Annotated in this window: 21 protein-coding genes; 10 read left to right on the forward strand and 11 right to left on the reverse strand. The window is 47.6% G+C overall.

Annotated elements, in window-relative coordinates; translation table 11 throughout:
* Positions 1-193: 193 nt before the first annotated feature.
* Positions 194-787, forward strand: a complete 594-nt coding sequence (locus tag AC4MRN_RS08620) for a chorismate--pyruvate lyase family protein (protein ID WP_491203041.1) — start codon at positions 194-196, stop codon at positions 785-787.
* Here the strand turns inward: AC4MRN_RS08620 and AC4MRN_RS08625 are convergent.
* Positions 780-1,352, reverse strand: a complete 573-nt coding sequence (locus tag AC4MRN_RS08625; RefSeq protein WP_073325406.1) for a D-sedoheptulose-7-phosphate isomerase — start codon at positions 1,350-1,352, stop codon at positions 780-782. The genes AC4MRN_RS08620 and AC4MRN_RS08625 overlap by 8 nt on opposite strands.
* 133 nt (positions 1,353-1,485) lie before the next feature.
* Between AC4MRN_RS08625 and gmhB the strand changes: the two genes are divergently transcribed.
* Positions 1,486-2,037, forward strand: coding sequence for a D-glycero-beta-D-manno-heptose 1,7-bisphosphate 7-phosphatase (gmhB, locus tag AC4MRN_RS08630; RefSeq protein WP_491203042.1), 552 nt, complete (start codon positions 1,486-1,488; stop codon positions 2,035-2,037).
* Positions 2,038-2,072: 35 nt separating this feature from the next.
* Here gmhB and AC4MRN_RS08635 read toward each other — a convergent pair whose 3' ends face one another.
* The 3 genes from AC4MRN_RS08635 to fadB all read right to left on the reverse strand — a co-directional run bounded on the left by AC4MRN_RS08635 (position 2,073) and on the right by fadB (position 6,246).
* Positions 2,073-2,591 (reverse strand): outer membrane beta-barrel protein, encoded by a 519-nt coding sequence (locus AC4MRN_RS08635; protein ID WP_491203043.1) that lies wholly within the window; start codon positions 2,589-2,591, stop codon positions 2,073-2,075.
* Between the two features lie 320 nt (positions 2,592-2,911).
* On the reverse strand, positions 2,912-4,075 hold the full coding sequence (gene fadA, locus AC4MRN_RS08640) for an acetyl-CoA C-acyltransferase FadA (RefSeq protein WP_073325409.1): 1,164 nt from the start codon (positions 4,073-4,075) through the stop codon (positions 2,912-2,914).
* A 20-nt stretch (positions 4,076-4,095) separates the two neighbouring features.
* Positions 4,096-6,246 carry a fatty acid oxidation complex subunit alpha FadB gene (fadB, locus tag AC4MRN_RS08645; protein ID WP_491203044.1) on the reverse strand — a complete coding sequence of 717 codons (2,151 nt, stop codon included), beginning with the start codon at positions 6,244-6,246 and terminating at the stop codon, positions 4,096-4,098.
* A gap of 389 nt (positions 6,247-6,635) precedes the next feature.
* Between fadB and AC4MRN_RS08650 the strand changes: the two genes are divergently transcribed.
* The 3 genes from AC4MRN_RS08650 to AC4MRN_RS08660 are packed head-to-tail and all read left to right on the forward strand — an operon-like array spanning position 6,636 to position 10,688.
* Positions 6,636-8,582, forward strand: a complete 1,947-nt coding sequence (locus AC4MRN_RS08650) for a transglycosylase SLT domain-containing protein (protein WP_491203053.1) — start codon at positions 6,636-6,638, stop codon at positions 8,580-8,582.
* 48 nt (positions 8,583-8,630) lie between these two features.
* Positions 8,631-9,956 carry a Xaa-Pro dipeptidase gene (pepQ, locus tag AC4MRN_RS08655; protein ID WP_491203045.1) on the forward strand — a complete coding sequence of 442 codons (1,326 nt, stop codon included), beginning with the start codon at positions 8,631-8,633 and terminating at the stop codon, positions 9,954-9,956.
* A gap of 9 nt (positions 9,957-9,965) precedes the next feature.
* Entirely contained in the window at positions 9,966-10,688 is a 723-nt protein-coding gene (locus AC4MRN_RS08660; RefSeq protein WP_073325412.1) for a ZIP family metal transporter, read from the forward strand.
* On the opposite strand, the gene ispB is transcribed toward AC4MRN_RS08660, so the two are convergent.
* Positions 10,685-11,656: an octaprenyl diphosphate synthase gene (gene ispB, locus AC4MRN_RS08665; RefSeq protein ID WP_370239925.1), complete on the reverse strand. Its 972-nt coding sequence runs from the start codon at positions 11,654-11,656 to the stop codon at positions 10,685-10,687. The genes AC4MRN_RS08660 and ispB overlap by 4 nt on opposite strands.
* A 472-nt stretch (positions 11,657-12,128) precedes the next feature.
* Between ispB and rplU the strand changes: the two genes are divergently transcribed.
* The 4 genes from rplU to folA all read left to right on the forward strand — a co-directional run bounded on the left by rplU (position 12,129) and on the right by folA (position 14,541).
* Positions 12,129-12,440: a 50S ribosomal protein L21 gene (gene rplU, locus AC4MRN_RS08670; protein WP_105935712.1), complete on the forward strand. Its 312-nt coding sequence runs from the start codon at positions 12,129-12,131 to the stop codon at positions 12,438-12,440.
* Positions 12,441-12,455: 15 nt separating this feature from the next.
* Positions 12,456-12,713, forward strand: coding sequence for a 50S ribosomal protein L27 (gene rpmA, locus AC4MRN_RS08675; protein WP_073325415.1), 258 nt, complete (start codon positions 12,456-12,458; stop codon positions 12,711-12,713).
* Between the two features lie 151 nt (positions 12,714-12,864).
* Positions 12,865-14,025: an Obg family GTPase CgtA gene (gene cgtA, locus AC4MRN_RS08680; RefSeq protein ID WP_073325416.1), complete on the forward strand. Its 1,161-nt coding sequence runs from the start codon at positions 12,865-12,867 to the stop codon at positions 14,023-14,025.
* 9 nt (positions 14,026-14,034) lie between these two features.
* Positions 14,035-14,541: a type 3 dihydrofolate reductase gene (gene folA, locus AC4MRN_RS08685; RefSeq protein ID WP_491203046.1), complete on the forward strand. Its 507-nt coding sequence runs from the start codon at positions 14,035-14,037 to the stop codon at positions 14,539-14,541.
* A gap of 34 nt (positions 14,542-14,575) precedes the next feature.
* On the opposite strand, the gene AC4MRN_RS08690 is transcribed toward folA, so the two are convergent.
* The 6 genes from AC4MRN_RS08690 to AC4MRN_RS08715 form a co-directional block, all read right to left on the reverse strand.
* Positions 14,576-15,208 (reverse strand): transglutaminase-like cysteine peptidase, encoded by a 633-nt coding sequence (locus tag AC4MRN_RS08690; protein ID WP_073325423.1) that lies wholly within the window; start codon positions 15,206-15,208, stop codon positions 14,576-14,578.
* A 116-nt stretch (positions 15,209-15,324) separates the two neighbouring features.
* The gene (locus tag AC4MRN_RS08695; protein ID WP_491203047.1) at positions 15,325-17,238 is read right to left on the reverse strand and encodes a bifunctional diguanylate cyclase/phosphodiesterase; all 1,914 of its coding nucleotides are present in this window, start codon (positions 17,236-17,238) and stop codon (positions 15,325-15,327) included.
* Positions 17,235-17,864: a response regulator transcription factor gene (locus tag AC4MRN_RS08700; protein WP_491203048.1), complete on the reverse strand. Its 630-nt coding sequence runs from the start codon at positions 17,862-17,864 to the stop codon at positions 17,235-17,237. The genes AC4MRN_RS08695 and AC4MRN_RS08700 overlap by 4 nt, the downstream gene beginning before the upstream one ends.
* Positions 17,865-17,866: 2 nt before the next feature.
* Positions 17,867-19,228 carry an HlyD family type I secretion periplasmic adaptor subunit gene (locus tag AC4MRN_RS08705; protein ID WP_491203049.1) on the reverse strand — a complete coding sequence of 454 codons (1,362 nt, stop codon included), beginning with the start codon at positions 19,226-19,228 and terminating at the stop codon, positions 17,867-17,869.
* A complete protein-coding gene (locus AC4MRN_RS08710; RefSeq protein ID WP_491203050.1) occupies positions 19,225-21,396 on the reverse strand; it encodes a type I secretion system permease/ATPase in 2,172 nt (723 codons plus the stop codon). The genes AC4MRN_RS08705 and AC4MRN_RS08710 overlap by 4 nt, the downstream gene beginning before the upstream one ends.
* Positions 21,397-21,403: 7 nt before the next feature.
* Positions 21,404-23,326 carry a TolC family outer membrane protein gene (locus AC4MRN_RS08715; RefSeq protein ID WP_491203051.1) on the reverse strand — a complete coding sequence of 641 codons (1,923 nt, stop codon included), beginning with the start codon at positions 23,324-23,326 and terminating at the stop codon, positions 21,404-21,406.
* A gap of 263 nt (positions 23,327-23,589) precedes the next feature.
* On the opposite strand from AC4MRN_RS08715, the gene AC4MRN_RS08720 reads away from it, so the two are divergent.
* Positions 23,590-24,785: retention module-containing protein (locus AC4MRN_RS08720; protein ID WP_491203052.1), on the forward strand; the 1,196-nt coding region annotated here is incomplete at its 3' end.

Raw genomic sequence — 24,785 nt, forward strand, 5'->3', positions numbered from 1 at the left:
TCCCGTAAACACAACCACATCACCGTCATCCCGGAAAGCGCGAAGCGCTTATCCGGGAACTTAAATAAGCCCCTGATCAATCCCGATTAAATTTTTAAGAAAACCCGGAAAAATCGCAATACTCGTTATTTATATCACTGCTACAACAGCGCTCAATTAGTTAAAGTGTTATATTACTGGAGGATATCTGCATGTGAGTTCAGTAGTTTTGATTCAGAAACACTTTAAAACAAAGGGCTTTGTTCAAGGCAACATTGTTGTAAATGCTAAAGGGCATGATGTCGATTTGTCTGCATTACCTCCATTTTTACGTACATTACTGGTAACAGATGGAACAGTGACCAAGTCAATTGAAGCGTATTATTGGGAGCCCGTTCTGGTAGAAAGTCAGCTTCAACAACTTGTCGATAAGCCCACTCGTCAAACTTGCTTAAAGAAAAGCCATGGCAGCCAGTATCTTCATAGAAAAGTGACACTATCAGGACAGCAGAGTAGACGTACCTACGCGTTTGCGGATTCTTATATACACCTTAACGTGTTACCCGAAACAACTGCTCAGCGATTGGTAGAAAACAAGATCGGCATTGGTGAATTATTAAGAGATGAAGGTGTAGAATCTTACCGGGAAATACTCGATTTGGGTGTCGAAACAGCCGATGAAACGTTTTGGGACACAGAGAAAGAAGTCGCGTACAGAACTTATGTGATTCACATAGAGGATAAGCCCGCGATAGAGATCACCGAATGGTTTCCTGTCGATCTCTATCGGGATGCTGAGTCTAGCTAAAATAACGCTCTTCTACTTGCCCACAAAGAATATGACCAAGCAGTATATGGCATTCCTGAATTCGCGCCGTATTGTTTGAAGGTATTTGAATGGTAGCGCAGAGGCTTCCCATTTTGCCTGCCCCTTTTCCAGTCCAACCCCAGGTTTTGATGCCTTTCTCGTTAGCAACTTTTACTGCCTCTACAACGTTTTTACTGTTTCCACTGGTGGAAATGGCAATAAACACGTCTTTATCAGTCGCGATACTGTCTAGTTCACGAGAGAATATGTATTCAAAGCCATAATCGTTACCAATGGCGCTGAGTGTTGAACTGTTAGTACCCAGTGCTAAAGAGGGCAATGAACGTCGCTCTTTTTCGAATCGTGCAGTAAATTCCGCCGACAAGTGTTGCGCATCTGCAAAGCTGCCGCCGTTTCCACAAAAAATGACTTTCCCGCCTTGCTTCAATGAAGCCAGACAGGCATCGATCAGGGCATTGAATTCATTCAGAAGCACTTCGTCATCCAGCAATGCTTTTTTGGCCGAAATAGAGTCGTTAATTTTAGATTTAATAATGTCTAACATGGGCAACGTTGGTATATTGTTTTTTGTTCATTATATATGTTTAGCGGCATTGGTGCGAATTCATGGCGAAAGGTCAATGTCTGAAAATAACGGGAAGTGCGATATACTCTGGCAATAACTTATATAGCGGTGTATGTACCTAGTGAAAGCATTTTTCCTGGATCGCGACGGTGTAATCAACATCGATCACGGTTACCTTTCAAAGCCTGAGCAGTTCGATTTCAACCCGGGTGTCTTCGATGCCTGTAAGCTTATAAAGGACGCCGGTTACGCTATTATTATTGTGACTAACCAGTCCGGTATCGCTAGAGGGTATTTTTCTGAGCAGGCATTCCTCCAATTGAATAATTGGATGCTTGAACAGTTTGCTCAAAAGGGTATTAACATAGACAAGGTTTATTACTGCCCGCATCACGCAAAGAAAGGTCGGGGGCATTATCTACTTGACTGTGATTGTCGGAAGCCTAAGCCAGGAATGCTGTTAAAAGCAAAAGAGGCTTTTGATATTGATATGGCAAACTCGGTAATAGTCGGTGATAAAGTGTCCGATATGGAAGCCGGTAAAAGTGCTGGTGTGCGAACAGGCTACCTAATCAGTTCAGACTATCATGAGGTGCAACAACTTGAAGGTGTTACGGTAACAGATTCATTGCTCTCTGCTGTACGACATGTCATAGGAAAGTAAAAAGGCACGTATGCACGTGCCTCTTTTTTTGTTACTTAGAAGCTGAAACTTACGCCAGCAGATAGTGCGCCGGTACCATCAAAAGATTCGTAACGCACTTCCAACGCCGCGCTATCGCTTACCTGATATCCTGCACCTGCACCATAACCGAATTCCCAATCACCATCAGAGTCTGATTCAGAGAATGCTGGAATGGTAATTTTGAATTTAGCATATCCGTAGGAAGGGTTAGCAAATACGTAAAATTGCTCTGTTACTTCATATTGGGCTCTTACCGAAAAGGCAGAGAATAAATCGAGTTCCACCTCGACAGGTGTCGCGAATACCACCATTTCGTCGTCGGTAACGCCTACACCCAGGCGAAATTCCGGCACCAGAGTAAATTTGTCTGAGATTGCATAGTCGTAGCTGGCATGGCCTACTATACCGCCTAACGACATATCCATTCCGTCATCACTGTCAGACAGGTTGATGTAAGACAGACCGGCATTCCAATCTGCATTGGCAGAGGATGATGCAACCGCAAGCAGGCAAGCTAATAGTGTTTTTTTCATTGGGTATCCTTTCTCTTTTATAATACGTGAAGCAGTTCATTAAAGCGTATTTATGAACTGATAAGTGCATGTTTTATATTAAAAATATCTGGATGGCAAAGTGATTCGCTGACTTGATTTGTAAGTAAATATTACTTGCTTATTTTACCTGCAATTTGTTACGTGGAGTATGCTTAATAGAGCTGATCTATGTGCGTAGATAAAGTTTTAAAATTAAAAACCAGATGTCAGGTGCGAGAGAGTATAAATACGCAAAGTAGTGATTTCAACGTGTAAAAAAGGGGGCCATTAAGACCCCCTGATAAACAATCTATCGATGATTAAACGCGTTCGAAAATGGTCGCAATACCCTGACCTAACCCGATACACATGGTAGCCAGACCAACAGATTTGTCATTCGCTTCCATTAGGTTAAGCAACGTTGTGCTGATACGCGAGCCTGAACAACCCAGCGGGTGACCAAGTGCAATGGCACCGCCATTCAGGTTAACTTTCTCGTCGTATTGTTCTAACCAGCCAAGCTGTTTAATACAACTAAGTGCTTGTGCTGCGAAGGCTTCGTTGAACTCTGCAAGCTCAATATCGTCCATGGTCATACCTGCACGTTTCAACGCTTTCTGTGTTGCTGGTACCGGACCAAAGCCCATGATCGCAGCGTCACAACCTGCAACACCCATAGATTTGATACGGGCGCGTGGTGTCAGGCCCAGTGCTTTCGCACGTTCTGCTGACATCAGTAACATAGCCGATGCACCGTCAGAGATAGCTGATGATGTACCTGCGGTAACAGTCCCGTTGACTGGGTCAAATACCGGACGCAGGCCTGCCAGGGTCTCAACCGTTGTTTCCGGGCGAATCACTTCATCGTGGTCGATGAGTTTTAATACACCGTCAGCATCGTGACCTTCAGTGGCAACAATCTCATTGGCCCAGCGGCCTTCCAGGTGTGCCTGATGCGCACGTTGGTGAGAACGCGCGCCAAATGCATCCTGCATCTCACGAGTAATACCATTCTGACGGCCCAGCAGCTCTGCCGTCATACCCATGTTACCAGAGGCTTTAGCCGTGTACTTCGCAAGACCCGGATGGAAATCCACGTTGAATGTCATAGGTACGTGACCCATGTGCTCAACACCACCAATCATGTACACATCGCCTTGACCCGTCATAATGCCTTTAGTGGCATCATGCAGCGCCTGCATCGACGAGCCGCATAAACGGTTAACCGTTACGGCCGCGGTGCTACGTGGGATATCTGTGAGTAACTGTGCGTTACGTGCAACGTTGAAACCCTGTTCTTTCGTTTGCTGTACACAACCCCAAATGATGTCTTCGATCTCACTAGGATCAACACCCGGGTTTCTAACCAGCAAGGCATTCATCAGATGCGCCGATAATGTCTCAGCGCGAACGTTACGAAATACGCCACCTTTTGAGCGACCCATCGGGGTACGAATACAGTCGATAACTACAACTTCTTTCATGTTCTATTCTCCTAAGGTGATTAAGCGAAGTAAGATTTACCGTCAGCGGCCATTTGACGCACGCCGTCTGTAATTTGGTAAATCGGACCAAGGTGAGCGTACTTGTCTGCAAGTTCAACGAAGTTCGCTAATCCCATAGTTTCAATATAACGGAAAATACCACCGCGGAATGGCGGGAAGCCCAGGCCATACAGTAAGGCCATGTCCGCTTCAGCAGCACTCGCTACAATGCCTTCTTCCAAACAACGAATCGCTTCGTTTGCCATTGGAATCATAAGACGAGCAATGATCTCTTCACTGCTGAAGTCCTGTTTTGCAGCGGCGTTTGGCGTAATAAGCTCGTAAGCTTCTGCGGCTGCTTCTTTAGATGGACGGCCGCGCTTGTCGGTGCCAAAGTTGTAGAAGCCTTTGCCGTTTTTCTGACCCAACCGCTGTGCATTGAACAAGACTGTAACCGGGTCATTGTCGATTTTCTGCATGCGCTCCGGAATGCCATCAGCCATAACTGACGCTGCGTGGTCAGCTGTATCCATACCAACTACATCAAGCAGGTACGCCGGACCCATTGGCCAACCAAATTGTTTTTCCATGACTTTGTCTACCGCTACAAAGTCAGCGCCGTCAAGCAACAACTTCGAGAAGCCCGCAAAGTAGGGGAACAGTACACGGTTAACCAGGAATCCCGGACAATCGTTTACCACAATAGGGGTTTTCCCCATTTGCAGCGTTGCGGCAACAACGGCTGCGATGGTGTCATCTGAGGTTTTTTCGCCACGAATGATCTCTACCAGTGGCATACGGTGTACTGGGTTGAAGAAGTGCATCCCACAGAAGCGCTCTGGCTTTTTGAGGCTTTCTGCCAATTGGTTAATCGAGATGGTTGAGGTGTTCGAACAGATGATTGCATCGTCGCTAACATGTTGCTCGGTCTCAGCCAGAACAATGCCTTTCACTTTTGGATTCTCAACAACGGCTTCAATGACCAGGTCAGCATCCTTAATGGCATTGTATTCAAGCGTCGGCGTGATGGCATTGAGTGTCTTCGCCATGACGTCTGGCGTAACTTTGCCGCGCTGCATGCCTTTGCCCAGGATCTTGGCAGCTTCAGATAAGCCCAAATCAAGTGCGGGTTGAGCGATGTCTTTCATTACAACCGGCGTGCCTTTTACCGCGCTTTGATAGGCAATACCGCCGCCCATGATACCTGCGCCTAATACTGCGTTTTGTTTAATCGCTTTGGTAGAAGACTTAGCCAGCTTCTTACCTTTGCCTTTCACAAGCTGGTCAGCAAGGAAGATACCGATTTGCGCTTTCGCTGCATCGGTTTTCGCCAGCTTCACAAAACCCTGATTTTCTAGCGCTAACGCTCCAGCGCGATCCAGCACAGAGGCATTCTTAACGGTTTCTACCATCATGTGAGGAGCGGGGTAGTGTTTACCCGCTTTAGCAGCAACGAATGCCTGCGCAGTAGAGAAGCTCATCATGGCTTCGTTTTTATTCAGTTTTAACGGAGAGGTCTTCGCTTTGCGACGTGCCTGCCAGTCAATTTTACCTTCGGCTGCGTCAGCAACCATGCTTAATGCTGCTTCAACCAGTTTTTCTGGCGCGACAACCGCATCAACGGCACCTTCGTTGAGTGCTTGCTGGCCTTTACGATCTTTACCGGTTGTCATCCATTCCAGCGCGTTATCTGAACCAATCACACGTGGAAGGCGAACGGTACCACCAAAACCAGGCATCAGGCCCAGTTTTACTTCAGGTAAACCAATAGCGGCAGTGGTATCTGCAACACGCAAATCACAAGCCAGTGCCATTTCACAACCTCCGCCCAGTGCGAATCCGTTGATGGCAGCAATAGTGGGTACAGGCAGATCTTCAAAGCGATCGAAGACTTGAGATGTTTTGCTTACCCATTCCAGCACTTCTTCTTCTGGCTGGGCGAACATACCGGTGAATTCAGTGATATCAGCACCCACGATAAAGGCAGGTTTACCACTACGAACGATGACACCCTTAATATCGCTGTTTCCAGCAATAGCCTGGGTGGCTTCATCAAGTTCATTAATTGTTTGACGGTCAAATTTATTGACTGAACCGGCCGCATCAAATACGAGTTCAGCAAAACCGTTATCTAACAGTGATACCGTTAGATTTTGGCCTTCATAGATCATTATTGTCTCCTTTCCGCGTAACGCATGAAATAAAATTGTAGGGAGGCGCGTACTAGTTATAGACCCTGATTCTTTCCAAAGCAGAGAAAAATTTCAACTAAAATTCAAACAAGCGTTTCAATTTATCGATAGATATGGTGTCAAGTGCCCAAGTTTCAAGCTGTTAGGCTGACATTTAATTTATTTATAGATATGTATAGCACTATCAATTCAGAAAGATATATCCAGACTAACGTCGCACTCCCGGCTTACTTGTCTACAATTTTAGTAGTGTTGGCATTTTTGCCTTTGTGATAGTGCGTAACGCGGTATGATGGAATAATGAAGGAAGTGACATCCAATATATGTATTGAAGGTTGCAGTCAGGTAACGAGGGAAGCGTTGTGCGTATGAAAAGTTGGCGCTATTGCGTGTTATTTTGCATTTTTGCGATAACCGCCCAGGCCGGAAGCATGCCGGATGAGCGATTAGCTGCGCAGCGTGAGCAATTTTTGTCGCTTGAAAAGGATAATCAAATTTGGCGTCAACGGGATACCAAGCGTATCGAAGACGCGCTAAAACCCCTCAAAGATTATCCTCTACTGCCGTATCTCAGACTGCAGGCGCTGAGTGAGCGTCTGAAAAGCTTACCGGTATCTGAGGTAGACCGTTTCTTAACCCGGTATGCGGGTACGCCTCTGGAAACGACATTGCGCAAACGTTGGTTGTCAGAGTTGGCTAATCAATCGTTGGCGGAGCCCTATATTGAGGCCTATCAACCCCATCTGGGCACACGTTACACCTGTGACTACCTGAATTTCCAACTGTCTGTGACAGACAATCCGGCTTTTTGGTTGGAGCAAGTTAACGATATCTGGTTATCCGGGCAGTCCCGGCCAGACGAGTGCGACCCTGTTTTTAAGCTCTGGCAACGCGCAGGGTTAATGACCATAGATAGGGTTATTGGCCGGGCCGAGCTTGTGGCTAAGGCGGGTAATACCCGCATGCTAAGCTACTTGCAGCGACGTATACCGCCTACGCATCACTACATCATCACCCTGTGGCGGCAAGTGAAACGCAACCCGACAACGGTCACGCGCTATGCTGATTTTCCCTTAAAATATGTTCAGTACGAGTTACCTGTTATTTATTTCGGGTTAACCCGCCTTGCCTGGCAGAAGCCAGATAAAGCCATTCGTGCATTTACCAACTGGCAGAAAAAAATCGAGTTTAGCGAAGGGCAGTTACAGCAAATTCACCGCGCCATCGCAATTAGTCTGGCCATAGATAATGACGAGAAAGCCATGGAATGGCTGGCGAAAGCGAATGTGCCAGCCGCCGAGGCAGATGTGAGACACTGGCATTTAGCCTACATGTTGCGTCAGCAAGACTGGCAAGGTGCCCTGGAGGTGATCGACAGTGCACCCGAGCGGGAACAGCTTGATGAAGCATTTCGCTATTGGCGGGCAAGGGGATTGGGAGAACTGGACGCAGATGCAATGCAAAACCAGTTGTTGAGCGAATTGTCGGGTGAGCGCCATTACTACGGCTTTCTGGCCAGCGCCCGTTTAGCTAAACAGCCTGCGTTGACTAATCAGCCACTTCAGGTGAGCGATGCATTACTGGCTAAGGTAGGTCTGTATCCCGCTGTTAAGCGCGCCAGGGAATGGTTTGAATTGGGTCGGTTTGTAGAGGCTCGCCGGGAGTGGTATTACCTGAACAAGAAGCTTAACCGCGAGGAGAAGCAGGCGGCGACGTTACTTGCCAGCAATTGGGGATGGCATGACCAGGCTATCTTTGGTTTTGCCAGAACGGGACATTTTGACGACGTGGAGCGACGTTTTCCTCTTGCTTTTGCAGAGCAGTTTCAGCAGCAAGCGACACAGCATCAGGTGGATCCTGCCATGGCGATGGCCATTGCCCGGCGGGAGAGTTCATTTATGGTGGATGCGGTGTCGCCCGCCGGCGCACGAGGGTTAATGCAACTGATGCCGGGCACGGTGAACTTCATTACGTCATCGCGGGTAAGCAGAAAGACACTTTTTGAGCCCGACAAGAACCTGGCTTTCGGAATTCAGTACCTGAAGTACCTGAATGACAAGCTGGGTGAAAATCCGGTGTTGGTAACCGCGTCTTACAACGCAGGTTGGAAACGTGTACAGGAATGGTTGCCCGATGAAGGCGAACAGCCACTCGATGTATGGATTGAAAACATCCCCTATCGCGAGACGCGGCATTACGTAAAAGCAGTAATGGCGTACCGCTACATATATCAAAAACAATTGGGGCATGACGCAAATGTATTCGATACTTTGAGTCGCATGAAAGTGTCGGCGGACAGCCTGACTTTACCCTGACACCGTGATAGTGTTAGCCGGTAAAAATAATCAAAATACAGAGGCACTATGACAGTTCAAGTTGATCGGTATGCTGCGCATATCGAAACCCTCCAAAAACGCACCCGACAAGCCATAGAGCGCGAGGGCATTGATGGCCTGGTCATTCATTCAGGTCAGGGCAAGCGATTGTTTTTGGATGATAATCACTACCCGTTCAAAGTGAATCCACAATTTAAGGCCTGGTTGCCGGTTGTGGACAACCCGAATTGCTGGTTAGTGGTGAACGGCACGGACAAGCCTAAACTGATTTTCTATCGTCCATTGGACTTTTGGCATAAGGTCCCACCGGAGCCAAATGATTTTTGGACTGATTGCTTTGACATTGTGATGTTGAAACAAGCCGACATGGTTGAAAAATACCTGCCGTTTGACAAGTCTCGCTACGCGTATGTCGGCGAATATATTGAAGTGGCTAAAGCGCTGGGCTTTGAAAATGTAAATCCGGATCGGGTATTACACTATTTACACTACCATAGGTCTTTCAAAACAGATTACGAATTGGCGTGTATGCGCGAAGCAAATCAAATAGCGGTTAGAGCCCACAAAGCGGCGGCCGACGCGTTTCTGGCAGGAGAAAGCGAATTTGGCATTAACCTGGCTTACAATTTAGCGGCGCAACAGGGTGAGAATGACGTGCCTTACACCGGCATTGTGGCGCTGAATGAACATGCTTCAATTTTGCATTACATGATTTACGACACCGCGATTCCCGATGAACATCGCTCTTTCCTTATTGATGCCGGCGCCAGCTGTCATGGCTATGCGTCAGATATTACCCGTACTTACGCGAAGCAGGCCGGCGCGTTCGCCGACTTAATCACTGAAGTCGATGCACTGACACTCGCTTTAATCGACGAGCTCAAGCCAGGTGTGCCGTATCCAGTGCTGCAAACTAAAGCTCATGAAGGTATCGGGCGTATATTACAGCAAGCCGGTATTGTGAATATGTCGGCTGAAGATTGTGTGGCTGAGGGAATTACTAAAACCTTCTTCCCACATGGCATAGGACATTTCCTGGGCCTTCAGGTACATGATGTCGGTGGGTTGGTATCTGATGACCGGGGCACGCCGTGCCCAGCACCTGATGATCACCCATTCCTTCGCTGCACTCGCACTGTCGAAGCACAACAAGTGTTTACCGTGGAGCCCGGTCTGTATTTCATCGAGTCTTTGCTGGCAGATTTAAAAGCCAGTGAGCAGTCGAAGTTTATAAACTGGGACACAGTTGCGGCATTTAAACCGTTTGGCGGTATCCGCATTGAAGACAATGTTATTGTGCATCGCGACCGCAACGAGAACATGACCCGTGAAGCAGGCCTCAACCAGGCCTGATATCCTGTAATGACCGATCCTGCTATATACACTCTGTTAATCATTGCGTTGTGTGCTGGCCTGGCAATGCCAGCCGGCGCTTTGTTGGGGTGTGTTGAGCGGGTATTTCCTGCCTGGCTAGACGAAGAGCTGCGCCACGGTATTCTCGCCATGGGCGCAGGTGCGTTAATGTCTGCTGTCGCACTGGTATTGGTACCTGAAGGTGTAAAAGCTCTCAGCGTGACCGCGGCAAGTGCGAGTTTTCTTACCGGTTCTCTGGCTTTTATGGGGTTGGATATTTGGTTGGCGAAACATCAGTTCTCGGCCAGCCAGTTGGTATCAATGCTCATTGATTTTATTCCGGAGTCAATTGCACTGGGAACGGCTGCGGCTATTGGCAGTGGAAGCGTGTTACTCGGATTGCTCGTAGCGGTTCAAAATTTTCCTGAGGGCTTCAACGCATTTCGGGAATTAAAGGAACAAGGCCATTTTAGCGAGCGTAAAATCATTAGTCTTTTTACGCTGATGGCATTTAGCGGACCCGTAATGGCATTAATTGGCTTTTACTGGCTTGCCGACTATCCGGCCATTATATCGGCCATTATGTTGTTTGCTGCCGGTGGGATTTTATATTCCCTGCTGCAAGACATTGCACCACAGGTAAAAATGGATAACCACTGGGCGCCGCCGCTAGGTGGCGTCCTTGGATTTTTGATTGGATTGCTCGGCTATATGCTGGAGAGCAGCAGTTAGTTGTTACGATCTACTGCAATATGCGCCAGTGCAATTAGCGCTTGTTTGTAATCACTGTCTGGAATGGCTGATAACGCCGTAATAGCTTTATCTGCTTCTTCGTTCGCTTTTTGGCGAGTGTAGTCCAGCGCACCGGTTTCCTTCATCACGCCCAATATGCGCTCCAAGTGGGGCAGCCCGTTAGCCTTTTCGATGGCCTCTCTGATCAGAGCCGCGTCTTCTTCGCTAGCGTGCCACATGGCATAAAGTAGTGGCAGAGTTGGCTTACCCTCTGCCAGGTCGTCGCCCGCATTTTTACCCATAGCGTCGGCATTTGATTCATAGTCGAGTAAGTCATCGGCTAATTGGAAAGCCGTACCCAGGTGCTTTCCATAATCTTGCATGGCCACTTCTATTTCTTCTGATTGACCGGTAATAACTGCGGCAAGCTGGGTGGCGGCTTCAAACAAACGTGCAGTTTTGCCATAAATTACATCGAAGTAGCTTTCTTCCGTGGTGTTCGGATCGTTGCAGTTCATTAACTGCTGCACTTCGCCCTGGGCGATGCGATTAGTAGAGTCAGACAGGATTTCCATCACTCGCATGCTGTTCAGGCTTACCATCATCTGAAATGAGCGGGTGTAAAGGAAGTCGCCGACTAACACACTGGCCTGATTGCCAAACAGGGCATTGGCGGTTTCGCGACCACGGCGCATGGTCGACTCATCCACAACGTCGTCGTGTAGCAACGTTGCCGTGTGAATAAACTCAATAATGGCGGCGAGAGTATGGTGTTGCTGAGACTGAATATTGAGTGCTCGGGCTGCTAAGACAGTAAGTAATGGGCGCAGGCGTTTTCCGCCGCTGTTAACTATATAAAAGCCCAGTTGATTGATCAGGGCAACATCTGAATCAACCTGTTGCTGAATTAACTGGTTAACTGACTGCATGTCAGACTCAGCAAGTACTTTGATTTGCTCAATATTCATAATGGTGTGTAGCCGTCCGGGACTCATCCTCAACTGGCAGCAGATTGTACATAAATAAACGCGCGTATCCAGTGAATAACGGTATAATTACGCCCACCGGTGGAGATAATGCTGTAAAGTGGCCACTGCGAGCGAGATTTGCGGGATCCTTCCGATCCTTCCGCGTACTACCGAACCCATGACGCTTGGCAATGCTGCAATAGGTTAAAATTTTCTGGCGTTTTTTATTGTAGCAAAGATTTCCAGAAAACTGGTTAGCTTGTTGAATTCACGCATTATTCATCAAATATGAAGTTCGTAAATCGGCCTCATAGCTACGAAAATCAAGGGTTTTGATTCCCTAAAATCAATTAGCTCGAAAAATAATCTTTTTTTCGCATTTGTGGGGTTGTGATCACGTATCGATTCACGTACAATTCGCGCCCTGTTTTAGAAATGATGAAGCGCACATTGGCGCAGAGCGGAGAAAGTTATGTACGCGGTTTTCCAAAGTGGTGGTAAACAACACCGTGTGGCCGAAGGTCAAACCGTTCGTCTCGAGAAGATCGAAGTCGCTCCAGGCGACAGTGTAGAGTTTGATAACGTATTAATGGTTAGCAATGGTGACGACGTTAAAATCGGCACACCATATGTTGCCGGTGGTAAAGTGACTGCTGAAGTTGTTACACACGGTCGTGGCGATAAAGTAAAAATCGTTAAGTTCCGTCGTCGTAAGCACTCGCGTAAGCAAGCGGGTCACCGTCAGTGGTTCACAGAAGTGAAAATCACTGGTATTAACGCATAATAGGAGCATAGACACATGGCACACAAAAAAGCTGGTGGTAGTACCAAAAACGGTCGTGATTCAGAAAGCAAACGTTTAGGTGTTAAGCGTTTCGGTGGTGAGTCTGTGTTAGCTGGCAACATTATTGTTAGACAACGCGGCACAAAATTCCACGCTGGTGACAACATGGGTATCGGTAAAGACCATACTCTGTTCGCATTATCAGACGGTAAAGTTAAGTTCGAAGTTAAAGGACCTAAAAACCGTAAGTTTGTGAGCATTGTTGCTGAATAAGCGCAATCGATTCTCGATTTAAAAAACCCCGCGCTTGCGGGGTTTTTTGTTGTAGGTCTCAGGCAAATGCGGGGACCGGATAGGCTGTATTTAGTCCTATCATGTAAAATGCAGTACACTTTAATATCTAGGGTTCGTTCCGGGGAAAAACATGAAATTTGTAGATGAAGCTGAAATTCGGGTAGAAGCAGGTGACGGTGGTAACGGCACCATCAGCTTTCGTCGCGAGAAATATGTTCCACGCGGCGGACCTGACGGCGGTGATGGTGGTGACGGAGGCAGTGTATACCTGGTTGCTGACGAAAACCTCAACACGCTGATTGATTATCGCTTTGAGCGCTTTCACCGCGCTGAACGTGGTCAAAACGGCCAGGGGAGTAACTGTAACGGTAAAGGCGGTAAGGATTTAACCCTAAGCGTGCCTGTAGGTACCCGTGCAACAGATGCTGATACCCTAGAGGTGTTAGGCGACTTAACCAAACATGGTCAAAAGTTGAAAGTTGCCCAAGGCGGTTATCACGGATTAGGTAACGCGCGCTTTAAAAGCAGTGTAAACCGGGCGCCGCGTCAGAAAAGCAATGGCACACCGGGTGAAATTCGTAACTTAAAATTAGAGCTCATGCTGCTGGCAGACGTTGGTTTGCTAGGCTTACCGAATGCCGGTAAATCTACCTTTATTCGTTCGGTATCGGCTGCAAAACCTAAGGTAGCGGACTATCCGTTTACTACGCTGGTGCCGAATTTAGGTGTTGTACGCCAAGACTCTCAGCGCAGCTTCGTTATTGCCGATATTCCTGGTTTGATTGAAGGTGCGGCAGAAGGTGCAGGCCTGGGTATCCGGTTCCTCAAGCACCTTGAGCGTTGCCGCATATTGTTGCACCTGGTTGACCTGATGCCAGCGGATCAATCAGATCCGGTAGAAAATGCGAAAACCATTATTAATGAGCTTGAGAAGTACAGTCCAAAACTGGCTTCAAAACCACGCTGGTTGGTGTTTAACAAAATCGATTTGTTATTGGAAGACGAAGCCGAAGCGCTTTGTAACGATATCAAAGAGGCGTTGGAGTGGGATGGCCCGACGTACCAGATTTCTGCTTTCCAGCGTTTGAATCTGGACCCGTTATGTCATGAAATCATGAATTATCTCGAAAACCTGCCTGACGATGTTGAAGCCGAAGACGATAAGCAGGATGTTGAGTTTTCATGGGACACACATCGCAAAGACCCTGCTGATGATCTCGATTACGACGATGATGACTGGGATGACGAAGACGACGATGATTACGACGTTGAGGTCATTTACAGAAAGTAAGGAGCAGTAATGGCGAACGTGAAAATAGCAATGATAGCAGCCATGGCAAACAATCGGGTTATCGGCGCTGACAATGCAATGCCCTGGCATCTTCCGGCTGATTTGGCGCATTTTAAGCGTACAACACTGGGTAAGCCTGTGATCATGGGTCGCAAAACCTATGAGTCCATAGGCAGAGCACTACCAGGGCGATTGAATATTGTTATTACCCGTGACGACCAGTACTCACTTGAAGACGCTACGGTTGTACACAGTCCTGAAGATGCGCTTGCTTTGGCGAATGAGCAGGATACCCCGGAGGTCATGATTATTGGTGGTGGGAATATCTATCAACAATTCCTGCCACAGGCTTCAACCTTGTATTTGACGTTCATTGATTTAGATGTGGCAGGGGACACACAGTTTCCTGATTATGAAGCTAGTGGCGACTGGGATATGTCAGAAGAGCAGGTGCATACACCGGATGATAAAAACCAGTATGGTTACCGCTTCGTTACCTTGCAACGTTCTGCGTAATACTTTGTTGATTAACGGGTAGCGTTGTAAAAACCTACTCGTTAATATCGAATCCTTCCTGCTTGAGTTTTACCATCACATTCCGCCATTGCGAGAGTCTTGCAGAGGGTTGGCCAACTGAGGCTGTCTGGCCTGGCTGAAAAATACCCTCACTGTTAAAGCTGAAAACAGGCGACAGGTCTGTGCGTTGAGAAGCGGGCAGTATATCGCCTATCAGGTTGTCTAAAATTAACGGCTCCGATCTGCCTGACGGGTAAAACCCCAACACCATATGAGCCTGGGTAACAGTACTGCGTCTTCCGCCTATTTTAGCTTTAACATAGACTAAGCGAAGTTGGCTGGGCGGGACGCCTAAATGCAATAAAAAGAAGTATTTCGCAATGGCGTAGTCTTCACAGTCTCCGGCACCTTTAGCGATGGATTCAGCTGGGCTGGCCCAATAATCTTTTTGCAACCAGACTGCATCATCGGTTTGATACAATAACGATTCGTTGAAATAGCGGTTAACTTTTGTCAGCGCATCAATATTCATATCCTGATAAGGCGTTGCCAACAATGTGGAGAGTTCCGACTGTTGCTTTGTGCTGGACTGCCCACCGTATTGTTTAACCGCAATCCAGAATTGCGCCGGGTCAAAAGTAAGACGATCAACCGAGGCAAAGGCCATACTCAAACCAAAACATAACAACAAAAGCACAGATACAGCGTTCGATGCTTTAAACGATTGGTTTATTGCAAACAAGTTGCCCCCGTATACTTCATTAATGAGGTGAGACGTTGACATCATTGCTGCATGCGAATTACGCCGTCAAACCCTAAAGAGAAGAGTACCTCTTCATCACTCTCTGTTAAAACGCCATCAGCATACACTTTCATCCCCAAGGAATGGGCAAGATCTGAAAGTCCCCGAAGATAAATTTGATTTACCTGATTATTTTTAACGTCGTACACATAGGCGCTGTCGACTTTGATGTAATCCAAACCGAACTCGTGGACATTGGCCACCTGAGAAAAACTCTCACCTACACGCTTAAGTCCCAATCCTACCTGATAATGCTTCATTAATGTACAAAAGTGTTTATATTCATCGTGACACAGGCGAGCGGTCGATTCCCGTAACTCCAACGCGAGGCGTTTTGAGGCAGCCGGGAACTGTTTGATAATGGCCTCAATTTTATTGATAGCGTCACGGTCCTGAATGGTTTCCTGATAAAGCAATAACGAGAGCTTTTGGTCTGGGTGAGACTCAAGGTGGGCAATCACGAGATTGACGAGCTTTAAATCTATACTGGGAATGGCTGAGCTTTCCCTGGCGCTTCTTGTGAAATAACTGCAACTGCGCAGTACGTCATTTATTTTTACATTGAAGAAAGACTGGAAGTGACGAACGGTCTCATCTGTTGTAAGAACCGGTACAGTATGTAACGAAAATGCATGCTCTATCTGGGCAAAGAAATTTGGCCAGTCAGAGGGTTTTAATTGAAGCTTATCGCCTGGCAAGGGCTCAAAACAAAACGTGAATTGGCCAGTCATTTGTTGTGCTTGTTCCAGCATATCGTCTACCCGGAACATCAGTTCGTGGCTGGCTTCATTGCCTTTAATGTAGACACCGGCTGTTGCCAGGGTGGCGGTTTGCTTTAGCTCGAGGATGGCAATTGAGAATGAAGCAAATTCGGCGATTTTCTGCTGTAAATGTTCTAACGGTGTCGAGTCTGTCAGGATAATTGCGATGTCGGTTTCGTTAATACGGGCCGCCCGGAAATCCGTGTACAGCGTCTGATGTTGCTCATAAAAAGCGATGACCCGAGCCGAAAACTCTTTGAAAAACTCATTAAAACTTCCGGCGAGTACAGACTGAATATCGTAATGTTCACAGGCGACGCTGTGGACTATCAGGGTGTTTTGTCCGTCTTTGTCGCGGTAACGCAATTGGGACTCCAGCAGGGTGAAAAAAGCGCTGATATTAGGCAGGGTGGTGACCGGATCATGCTGGCTTTTGAATCTACCTAGTTCCAGTCTGGCATTATTTTCAAGCACTATGGTTTTAAAGCGTTCGGCCAGAGAGTTCATTGCGTCAACTACCCGGGCGAAGTCTTCTGTCCATGGTCGGTCGAGAGTGACGAATCGACGTTGAGAGAAACTATTGGCTTGCTGAACAATTTTACCCAGTGGTTTCAGAATGGAGCGAAGTAACATTGAACCAATCATGCCTACTAACACCGTCACGAGCGTCAGGCTCAAGATAAACCGGCGGAACTTAAGCCAAAATAGTTCCAGTGCATAGGTTGTCTGGTTTTCTACGTATAAAGTACCGTATTGCCCCCATCCTTCGCTAACCTGAGATACGCCAGGGGGTATGGCAAAATGTACAATGCCGGCAAACCATTGTGGCACGGTGTCGAGTTCTTCTTCGGTGTAGCTGAACTCGGAAATCATATTGCCGTCCATATCGATTAACCGGATAGACGCATAATTACCGGCGTTGAATTTAGCGGCAATTAACAGCTCCATGTTGGTCTGGCTTTTCTCCGACTGAGTAAGTAGCAGTGCCAGCGCGTTTGCATCGTCAATGTTCTTTAGATAAAGCTGTTCCTCGAATGTGCGGTGCGTAGTGGTAAACAATAGCCAAAAGCTGACAGACCCATTCAGAAGAACAATGGCAATTATGGCAATCCAAAGCTGCCTTGTTAGTGTCATCCTGATTGCCCTCCCGCTTGTCCCCCTGCCGCTTTACGAGGCTGCATGGGGTGAAACTCCCCCAATTGCAGCAGTAAGCCCACGCGGTCTTTTACACCGTACTTCCTGAGAATGGAGGTGACGTGCTCTTTTACTGTGCGCTCTGTGATACCCAAGGCTTCAGCAATTTGTAAGTTAGACTTTCCTTCCAGTATGTAGTTGGTTACGCTGCATTCTCGTTCCGTCAGGTCGCTGCTAAATTGCGGGTGCAAGTGATATTGCGGGTGGTTAGCGAGCGAGTTAATGATACCGGACAGAAGAGTTTGTGGGATCCAAATACCGGATTGTAAAACGGTGGCAACAATGGCGTTTGCAGTGTCAGTGTTCGTAGACATGTGACAATAGCCTTTAGCGCCCAACACAAAGGCAAGCTGCATTTCACTCATTTGAACAGATGAAGTGACCACAACCGTAGGAATGTTCCTCATAGCAAGCCGCCGAGCCTGCTCTTTCCAGCCTTTCCCCTCGCAGTGCAACCAGCAAAAAGCGGACTGCGTTTGAATGGCAATATCACTTTGAATGCAGTGAATGTGTCTGCTCCAGTTTTCGGGGAGTGTTAACTGATTCGACAAAAAATACTGTTGCATCATCATCTCTCGGTAAACGCCGTAGAAGCAGCTTTTTTCAGCGGCTTCAAAATGAAATCAATAATCGATCTCTCTCCGGTAATAATATCTACCTCAGCGGTCATGCCGGGCAAAATTTCCAACGGCGACTCTCCAATGGTTGAAATGGTTTGCAGTCTGACAATGTAATAGGTGTTGTCCTTGTCATCGGTAATGGAGTCGGCGCTGATATGTGTCACCTCTGCACGCATGCCGCCGTAAATGGAAAAGTCATAGGCGCTAAAACGCACTACAGCAGCTTGTCCCAAGGTAATAAACGCGATGTCTTTAGGCGCAATTTTTGCTTCGATAATGAGTTGATCATCGATGGGAATGATCTCTGCAACCGGACTACCCGGTGTTACTACCGCCCCCTCGTTGTTAAACAGTAATCGTTGTATGGTACCTTTCACAGGGGAGCGCAAAACGGACTGGCTCACCACATCCTCCAGTCCTGCTTTGGACTGTTCCAGTACAGCTAGTCGCGACGCACTTTCTGTTAATTCACGATGCCATTGATTGATCATTTTCAAGCGGGCTTCCCGTTTTTTGATCTTCTCTTCTTCAATGGCAGAACGGCTGCGAATAATCGCGGCTTCGGTACGCTCCAGTGCTCCCCTAAGCTCCACTATTTCCCTGTCCAGGCGCAAAATGTCGATTTCTGAAACGGCGCCACTTGCCAGCAACGGTCGGGTTACCGAGAGTTCTTTCTCGGCGAGTTCCAGCGATCGCAAATACTGAGAACGCTCAGCCGTGAAGGCATTTAAATCCTGTTCGCGCTGGCTTATGCGATTATCAAACCCGCTGGCAAGCTGGCTTAGTTCTTCCAGGTTAGAGTTGTAGAGTTGAGTTTCATTGTTTACCAGTACCTCGGCCTGGTTCCTGAGTTCTTCCGAAAACTGAATTGGCAGGTTATTCGTTAGCGCGTTCAAACGCTGCACTTTGGCCTTCAGGGCCAGGGCTTCAGTGCTGTTTTCCTGAAGGGTTGAGATGAAACGAGTCGGGTCTATTTCTAACAGTTTCTGGTTGGGTTGAACCGCTTCACCTTCAGAGACAAAAATGGCCTGTACGATACCGCCGTCCAGTGATTGCACAATTTGCAGTTTTTGCGATGGCACCACTTTACCTGTGCCTCGGGCCACCTCGTCGATAACCGCTATGTTTGCCCACATGAGCAGGCAGACAAGACTCAGAATGATGGCATATAACAGGCGTTGAGCTTTGACGGGGGCTTGCTGAACCCTTGCCCACTCTGCCTCGAGCACCCAGTCTTGTTCGGCGGGGGTGGCAAGCCATTTGTGCAGGCGTTGACTCAGCATGCTGCGCGGAAGTACAGGTAAAGTCATGCAGGGCGCACTCCGGGTTGCTGGCTTAGAACCGCCTGTAGTTGATTCAACACATGCTGTTTGGGGCCATCTATGAGTACCTTGCCGTGGTCAACAACAATGATCCTGTCTACCAGATCCAACAACGTGGTTCTGTGAGTGTTCAGGATCAGGGTTTTGTCTTGTGTACGCGCTTTTAGCACTGCTTTCAGACGCGCCTCCGTATTGGAGTCCATCGAGGCTGTCGGTTCATCCAGAATAAAAATGTCCGGCGAATGAATAAGGGCTCTTGCAATGGCGACGGCCTGACGTTTACCGCCGGAGAGCAACGCGCCTTTCTCGCCAACATTGAGGCTCAGACCATCAGGATGGTTGTTGACCAGGGCGGCCAGTTCACATTGCTCAAGCACCTGCCATATTTCATCTTCATCTATGCTGTCATCGAAACGGGTAATATTGTCTTTCAGAGAACCGGCAAACAAGGATAAATCTTGCGGCACATAGCCAATATGACGACGCAGAGCGCTGGGCTCATATTGCAATATGTTGATGCCATCGACACTGATAAGGCCTTTGGACGGCGCATAAGCACGCATTAGCAGCTTGTTTATCGTGCTCTTTCCACTGCCGTTTTTCCCCAGAATGGCAACCTTTTCTCCGGCCGTGATATTGAAGCTGACTTTATTAACGACAAATTGGTTGTGGTCGGGGTAGTGAAATGTCACGTCTTCGAATTTTATCTCGCCTTTTACTGCTTCGTGTTCAGTCCATTGTTTACTGGCGGGCTCATCAACCTGCATCGCCATAATGTCATTGAGCATGGTCAGGCTGGTTTTCGCATGATGAAATTGTGCTGCCAGGCTGGCGGTTGAGCCAAGTGGCCCCATTGCTCTGCCAGACAGCAGATAGGCTGCGATTAATGCGCCTTGTGTCAGTTCGCCTTCAACAATTAAATACACGCCGGTTATGACAATACAAACGCCAACCAATTGCTGCACCAAGGATGCCAGGTTGCTGACAGAGGCTCCCACCAGTCTGAGTTTCGCATTGGTCTTGGCCAGAAAAATACTTTGTTTTTCGAATTCATATTGAAAGTGACTCTGCGTATTAAAAAAACGTACATCGTCAAAATTGGTGAGCGATTCGGTAATCAGAGCATTTTTACGCGCACCGATCTTCATACTGTCATCGGCAAGTTGTTTCATGACCGACTGGCAATAGAATCCGTATCCTATTATCACAATGCCGCCGACCAGAATGGGAAGTACAAGGTGCCAGTCGATGAATATAATGATACCCATAAACAGGCATGCAAAGGGGAGGTCGATAAGCGCCACAATAGTGACAGAGTTTAAAAATGTCCGTATTGCATCAAACGATTGAATGCTGTTCACAAACGAACCGGTAGAGCGAGGCTTTTCGGAGAAACTAATGGCCAGCACTTTCTGCAATAAAGTGGAAGACAAGTGCACATCTACACGGCTGGCGGCCAATTCGACAAAGTAATAGCGAAGGAAGCGCAACAGTAAATCAGATAAGAGCGCGATCAATACCCCTATTGCCATCATCCACAGTGTTTCGAGTGCCGCATTGGGTACAACACGGTCATAGACGTTCATGACAAACAGTGGCATGGCCACAGACAATAAACTAATAAATGCAGAAGCGATTAACACGTCGCGATATAAAGGGCGTGCTTTAGCAATGGTTTTCCAAAACCAGTTGTTCTGCTCGGCAGGCGTGTGCTGCGAGTCTGTGTCCGGTTGTTGGATTTTAGGTCGCAGAAATATCACATAACCTGAGTATTGTTCATCGACGGAAGACAGTGGCACCGATTCCAGATGCTGTTGTAGTTCTGGGTAAGTCACCGTGAGCGTGTTTTTCGCACTGTCATAGGCGTGCACTACGCAGCATTGCTCGTGATGCAGTATCAGAATAGCGGGTAACAACGCAGGGTTAATTTGTTCCAGCGGGCGTTTCACTGTTCTGCTTACAAATCCAGCACGCTTGGCAACGCTGCTAATAGCAGATGGCGACAACAACCCATTTTTCATGGGTTGGCCTGACAGAAGAGATGGCCGTGGACAGGGCTGGTGGTGATGTTGGCAGATGACTTCAAAGCAATCCATCAACGGCCCACCTACAGCACTGACGTCCTCTGTGACGCTGTATGCGGTATTTATTGTCATAGCAACCTTATGGTGTTTCGGAGTCCTGTTCCTGCGGCAGCATGACTATTCTGGCGACAATACGTCTGTTCGCTCGGTTAGCTTGTTCAGTTTGAGCATCGATGACCGGACGCTCTTCACCATAGCCCACTTCAAACACTCTGCCTTTGTCTATTCCTTGTTGATCAATCAGCCACGTAGCGATGGCCTTGGCTCTGCGCAGTGAAAGTTGTTTGTTGTAGTCTGCATTACCTTGCAGTGATGCATGGCCTTCAATGATCACGCCATAGGCTGGGTTTTCAGCTAATGTGTCCAGCAGCGGTGTCATTAATTCATTTATGTTGCTGCTATAGCCTGCAGAGTCATGCTCGAACTCTACTGACACATTCATTGTTTTTACTACATCCAGGCGTTCAAAATCGGCTGTGTTTATAGGAGCATAGTTGACAGTTTCTTTTTTCGCCAGTTCGCAGCCGTACTGGTCAATATCGACACCCGCTGTGGTGTCAGGGCAATCGTCCCATAAATCGGTTACACCATCGCCATCGGTATCTCGCGTTAGCGCGTTGCCTGACGACACCAAATAATCCACGGTATTTGCCGGGCAAATATAAGTTGGGTCATATTCTACCGGTCGGGCTGCGATATCAGCAGGTACAGGCATACTCTGGCGGCTTACATTTAAGTAGTTGAGTAATTCGCCCTGTGATGCGAGCAACCTGAAGAACGACTTAAGCTGGGTAATTTTGGCTTGGGTATATGCCCGGCTGGACTCGTATGCCTCATTTTCTGCATCGAGTAAATCCAACAGGGTGCGTTGGCCCAAACGAAACTGCCCCAAATAGGCAGTTCTGACTCTCGCCGAAGCAAGCATATGATCGTTCAGTGCGGGTAACTGGCGTTCTAAATTAACGATGTCATTGAATGCTATATGCAGTGTTTGTTGTATATCACGACAGGCTTTCAGACGAATGTCTTTTGCCTGAACTTGTTGCTCGATGGCCTGCTCGATTTGCGCTTCGTCTGCACCCGCACGATAAAGGTTGTAGTCTAATTGGATGCCAACCCGAGCTTCTGTAATGGTGTTATTCAGGCCAACCTGATCCCGTGATTGAAAGCCGTAAGACGCGTTAAACGCCACTCTGGGATGATATCTGGCTTCTGCACTTTCTATGCGAAATGCTTGTGAATCAATGTTGTACACCGCAGCCAGAAGGTCAGGGTTACTGGCATAGGCCTTGTGAAGTAACTGCACGATACTGTGTTGCTGAACTGGCAGTAGATTCACATCAACAGGCGCAATGTCACTCGGGGATTGTAAACCGGTCAGACGCATAAACCTGGCAGTAACGTCATGCAAATTGGATTGTTCGGTAATAATGTTAGATTCTGCCAGCGACAATCGGCCGTTGATTTGTTCTAAGTCTGCACCTCTGGCGACACCGGCTTGCGCGCTCTGTTCAATTTGCTTGTACACGTCAATGTGCGTTTTTAAATTGCTCTCCGAGATCTGAAGCAGTTCCCGAAACATCACCATATCTAGATAAGCAAGCGTGGTTTCCAAAGAGACCTGCTCAGCCTGACTGTAAAACTCATAGAACCGAACAACCTGGGCCTGTTCCAGGCTTTGCGTTTCCGAACGGCTCAAAAAACCGTCATAAATTAATTGTGATACGGATATGCGGGCCTGGTTTTCCATAAAGGATTGGTCAAGTCCGTAGTTTCTGTCGACAAAAAACGAAGAGGCGTTCACATCAACACTGGGCATATAGTCGCTTCGAGCTACAGTTACATCTTTTTGACTGATCAAAAACTCGCGCCAGCTCGCCTGAATATCGGGGTTGGTATCGAGCGTATGCTGTATGACTTCCGTAATTGTGAGCCGTTGGGCAGTGGCTTCAACTGACATGCCAATTAATGTAATTACACTGATCAGAACTACCGCTCTCATTCATTCACCTTAGTTATACTTTAGTATAAGCCTTTGATTTAACTTTAGTTTAAGGCGTTAAGTGTCACATATGTCGCATGTAATAAAGCTAGACGTCAAATGTCGTTTGATCAAATGCAAAAGTCACTTTTTTACATATATAAATTTATTTTCAGCATAAATTGACGAAAATTTAATGACTTGCTGGTGGGGCTGTACCTGAGTACAGGCGCAGGGTTGAGAGGTCTTTTCTAGGCTTTTTAGTATCAAGCAAGGAGTCGACAATGGCTAATATTAAAATTGACGTAGTTTCTTTAGATGGCATCGCAAACGTTGTGTTGCCGGATGGTTCGGTATACCCACTGGATCAAGTGACCGACATTGACACGAACAGTGTTATACAAGTCGCAGATAACGGCGAGGTCACCTTATTGCTAGACGGAAACCTGGTTACATTAACGTCCGGTCAAAGCCTGACTATCAGCAATTTCCTGTCTTCTCAATCTGATGAACCTGCCCCATTTGTTGAAAGTGAATCTTCGATTGCTGAAGACTCGATAGATGACTTACTCGCAGAGTTTGGGGAGGCCGACACGCCAACATCAACCGACTCTTTTGCTGAAGCGCTTGCTGGTGATGGGGATTTACTTGAAAACTTAGAAGCAACCGCGGCCGGTATTAGCGATGGTGGCGGTGGCGCAGAGGGTGGCAATAATTTTGTTCGCGTAGCGAGAATCGCAGAGGAAACGAATCCGGCGGCGTTTGAATTTTCACAAACCACTCAGGACAATCAGAACGATTCATTTGAACCACTTGACGGGGTGGGAGAAAACAACGCATTAGCTGAAGAACCTGAATTAACTGTCTCTGTAGCTGAATTTTCGGCTACTACTCAACCTACGGTGACTGGCGAGACCAATCAACCTGCGGGGACGCCGGTAACCGTGACATTCAGTGATGAGTCGGGCAATGTCTCATCGCTTGAAGTTATTGTAGACGACAACGGAAACTTCAGTGCAACAGCACCAGATGAGTTAAATGAAGGCGGGTTTACCGTTGAGGCAGAATTGGCAGATGGTCTGGGCAATCCTGTTACAGCGGAGCAGTCTGGAAATATCGATGTTACTGCGCCTGAGTTAGCTGTAACGCCAACTGACAGCGGAACCGGAAACACACCGGTGATCAGTGGTCAAACCGATCAACCGCCGGGCAGTGATGTTACGGTAACCATTACCGATGCAAACGGCGATACGCAGGTTGTTACTGGCGAAGTCGCTGACGATGGCACCTTTACAGTCACGACTCCTGAGTTACCGGAAGGTGATTACACGGTTGATGTCACCGTGGTAGATGCGGCGGGCAATACCACTACCTCTACACAAAGCGGCACGGTAGACACCACTGCGCCAACCTTAAACGTGACCCCGGTCGACAGCGGAACCGGAAACACACCGGTGATCAGCGGCCAAACCGATCAACC

The sequence above is a fragment of the Marisediminitalea sp. genome (genome assembly GCF_984433645.1).

Bases quoted from the DNA above. Each gene is read 5' to 3' on its own strand.
- AC4MRN_RS08625 (WP_073325406.1), bottom strand. From the start codon at position 1,352: ATGTTAGACATTATTAAATCTAAAATTAACGACTCTATTTCGGCCAAA.
- gmhB (WP_491203042.1), top strand. From the start codon at position 1,486: ATGTACCTAGTGAAAGCATTTTTCCTGGATCGCGACGGTGTAATCAAC.
- AC4MRN_RS08635 (WP_491203043.1), bottom strand. From the start codon at position 2,591: ATGAAAAAAACACTATTAGCTTGCCTGCTTGCGGTTGCATCATCCTCT.
- fadA (WP_073325409.1), bottom strand. From the start codon at position 4,075: ATGAAAGAAGTTGTAGTTATCGACTGTATTCGTACCCCGATGGGTCGC.
- fadB (WP_491203044.1), bottom strand. From the start codon at position 6,246: ATGATCTATGAAGGCCAAAATCTAACGGTATCACTGTTAGATAACGGT.
- AC4MRN_RS08650 (WP_491203053.1), top strand. From the start codon at position 6,636: ATGAAAAGTTGGCGCTATTGCGTGTTATTTTGCATTTTTGCGATAACC.
- pepQ (WP_491203045.1), top strand. From the start codon at position 8,631: ATGACAGTTCAAGTTGATCGGTATGCTGCGCATATCGAAACCCTCCAA.
- AC4MRN_RS08660 (WP_073325412.1), top strand. From the start codon at position 9,966: ATGACCGATCCTGCTATATACACTCTGTTAATCATTGCGTTGTGTGCT.
- ispB (WP_370239925.1), bottom strand. From the start codon at position 11,656: ATGAATATTGAGCAAATCAAAGTACTTGCTGAGTCTGACATGCAGTCA.
- rplU (WP_105935712.1), top strand. From the start codon at position 12,129: ATGTACGCGGTTTTCCAAAGTGGTGGTAAACAACACCGTGTGGCCGAA.
- rpmA (WP_073325415.1), top strand. From the start codon at position 12,456: ATGGCACACAAAAAAGCTGGTGGTAGTACCAAAAACGGTCGTGATTCA.
- cgtA (WP_073325416.1), top strand. From the start codon at position 12,865: ATGAAATTTGTAGATGAAGCTGAAATTCGGGTAGAAGCAGGTGACGGT.
- folA (WP_491203046.1), top strand. From the start codon at position 14,035: ATGGCGAACGTGAAAATAGCAATGATAGCAGCCATGGCAAACAATCGG.
- AC4MRN_RS08690 (WP_073325423.1), bottom strand. From the start codon at position 15,208: ATGGCCTTTGCCTCGGTTGATCGTCTTACTTTTGACCCGGCGCAATTC.
- AC4MRN_RS08695 (WP_491203047.1), bottom strand. From the start codon at position 17,238: ATGACACTAACAAGGCAGCTTTGGATTGCCATAATTGCCATTGTTCTT.
- AC4MRN_RS08700 (WP_491203048.1), bottom strand. From the start codon at position 17,864: ATGCAACAGTATTTTTTGTCGAATCAGTTAACACTCCCCGAAAACTGG.
- AC4MRN_RS08705 (WP_491203049.1), bottom strand. From the start codon at position 19,228: ATGACTTTACCTGTACTTCCGCGCAGCATGCTGAGTCAACGCCTGCAC.
- AC4MRN_RS08710 (WP_491203050.1), bottom strand. From the start codon at position 21,396: ATGACAATAAATACCGCATACAGCGTCACAGAGGACGTCAGTGCTGTA.
- AC4MRN_RS08715 (WP_491203051.1), bottom strand. From the start codon at position 23,326: ATGAGAGCGGTAGTTCTGATCAGTGTAATTACATTAATTGGCATGTCA.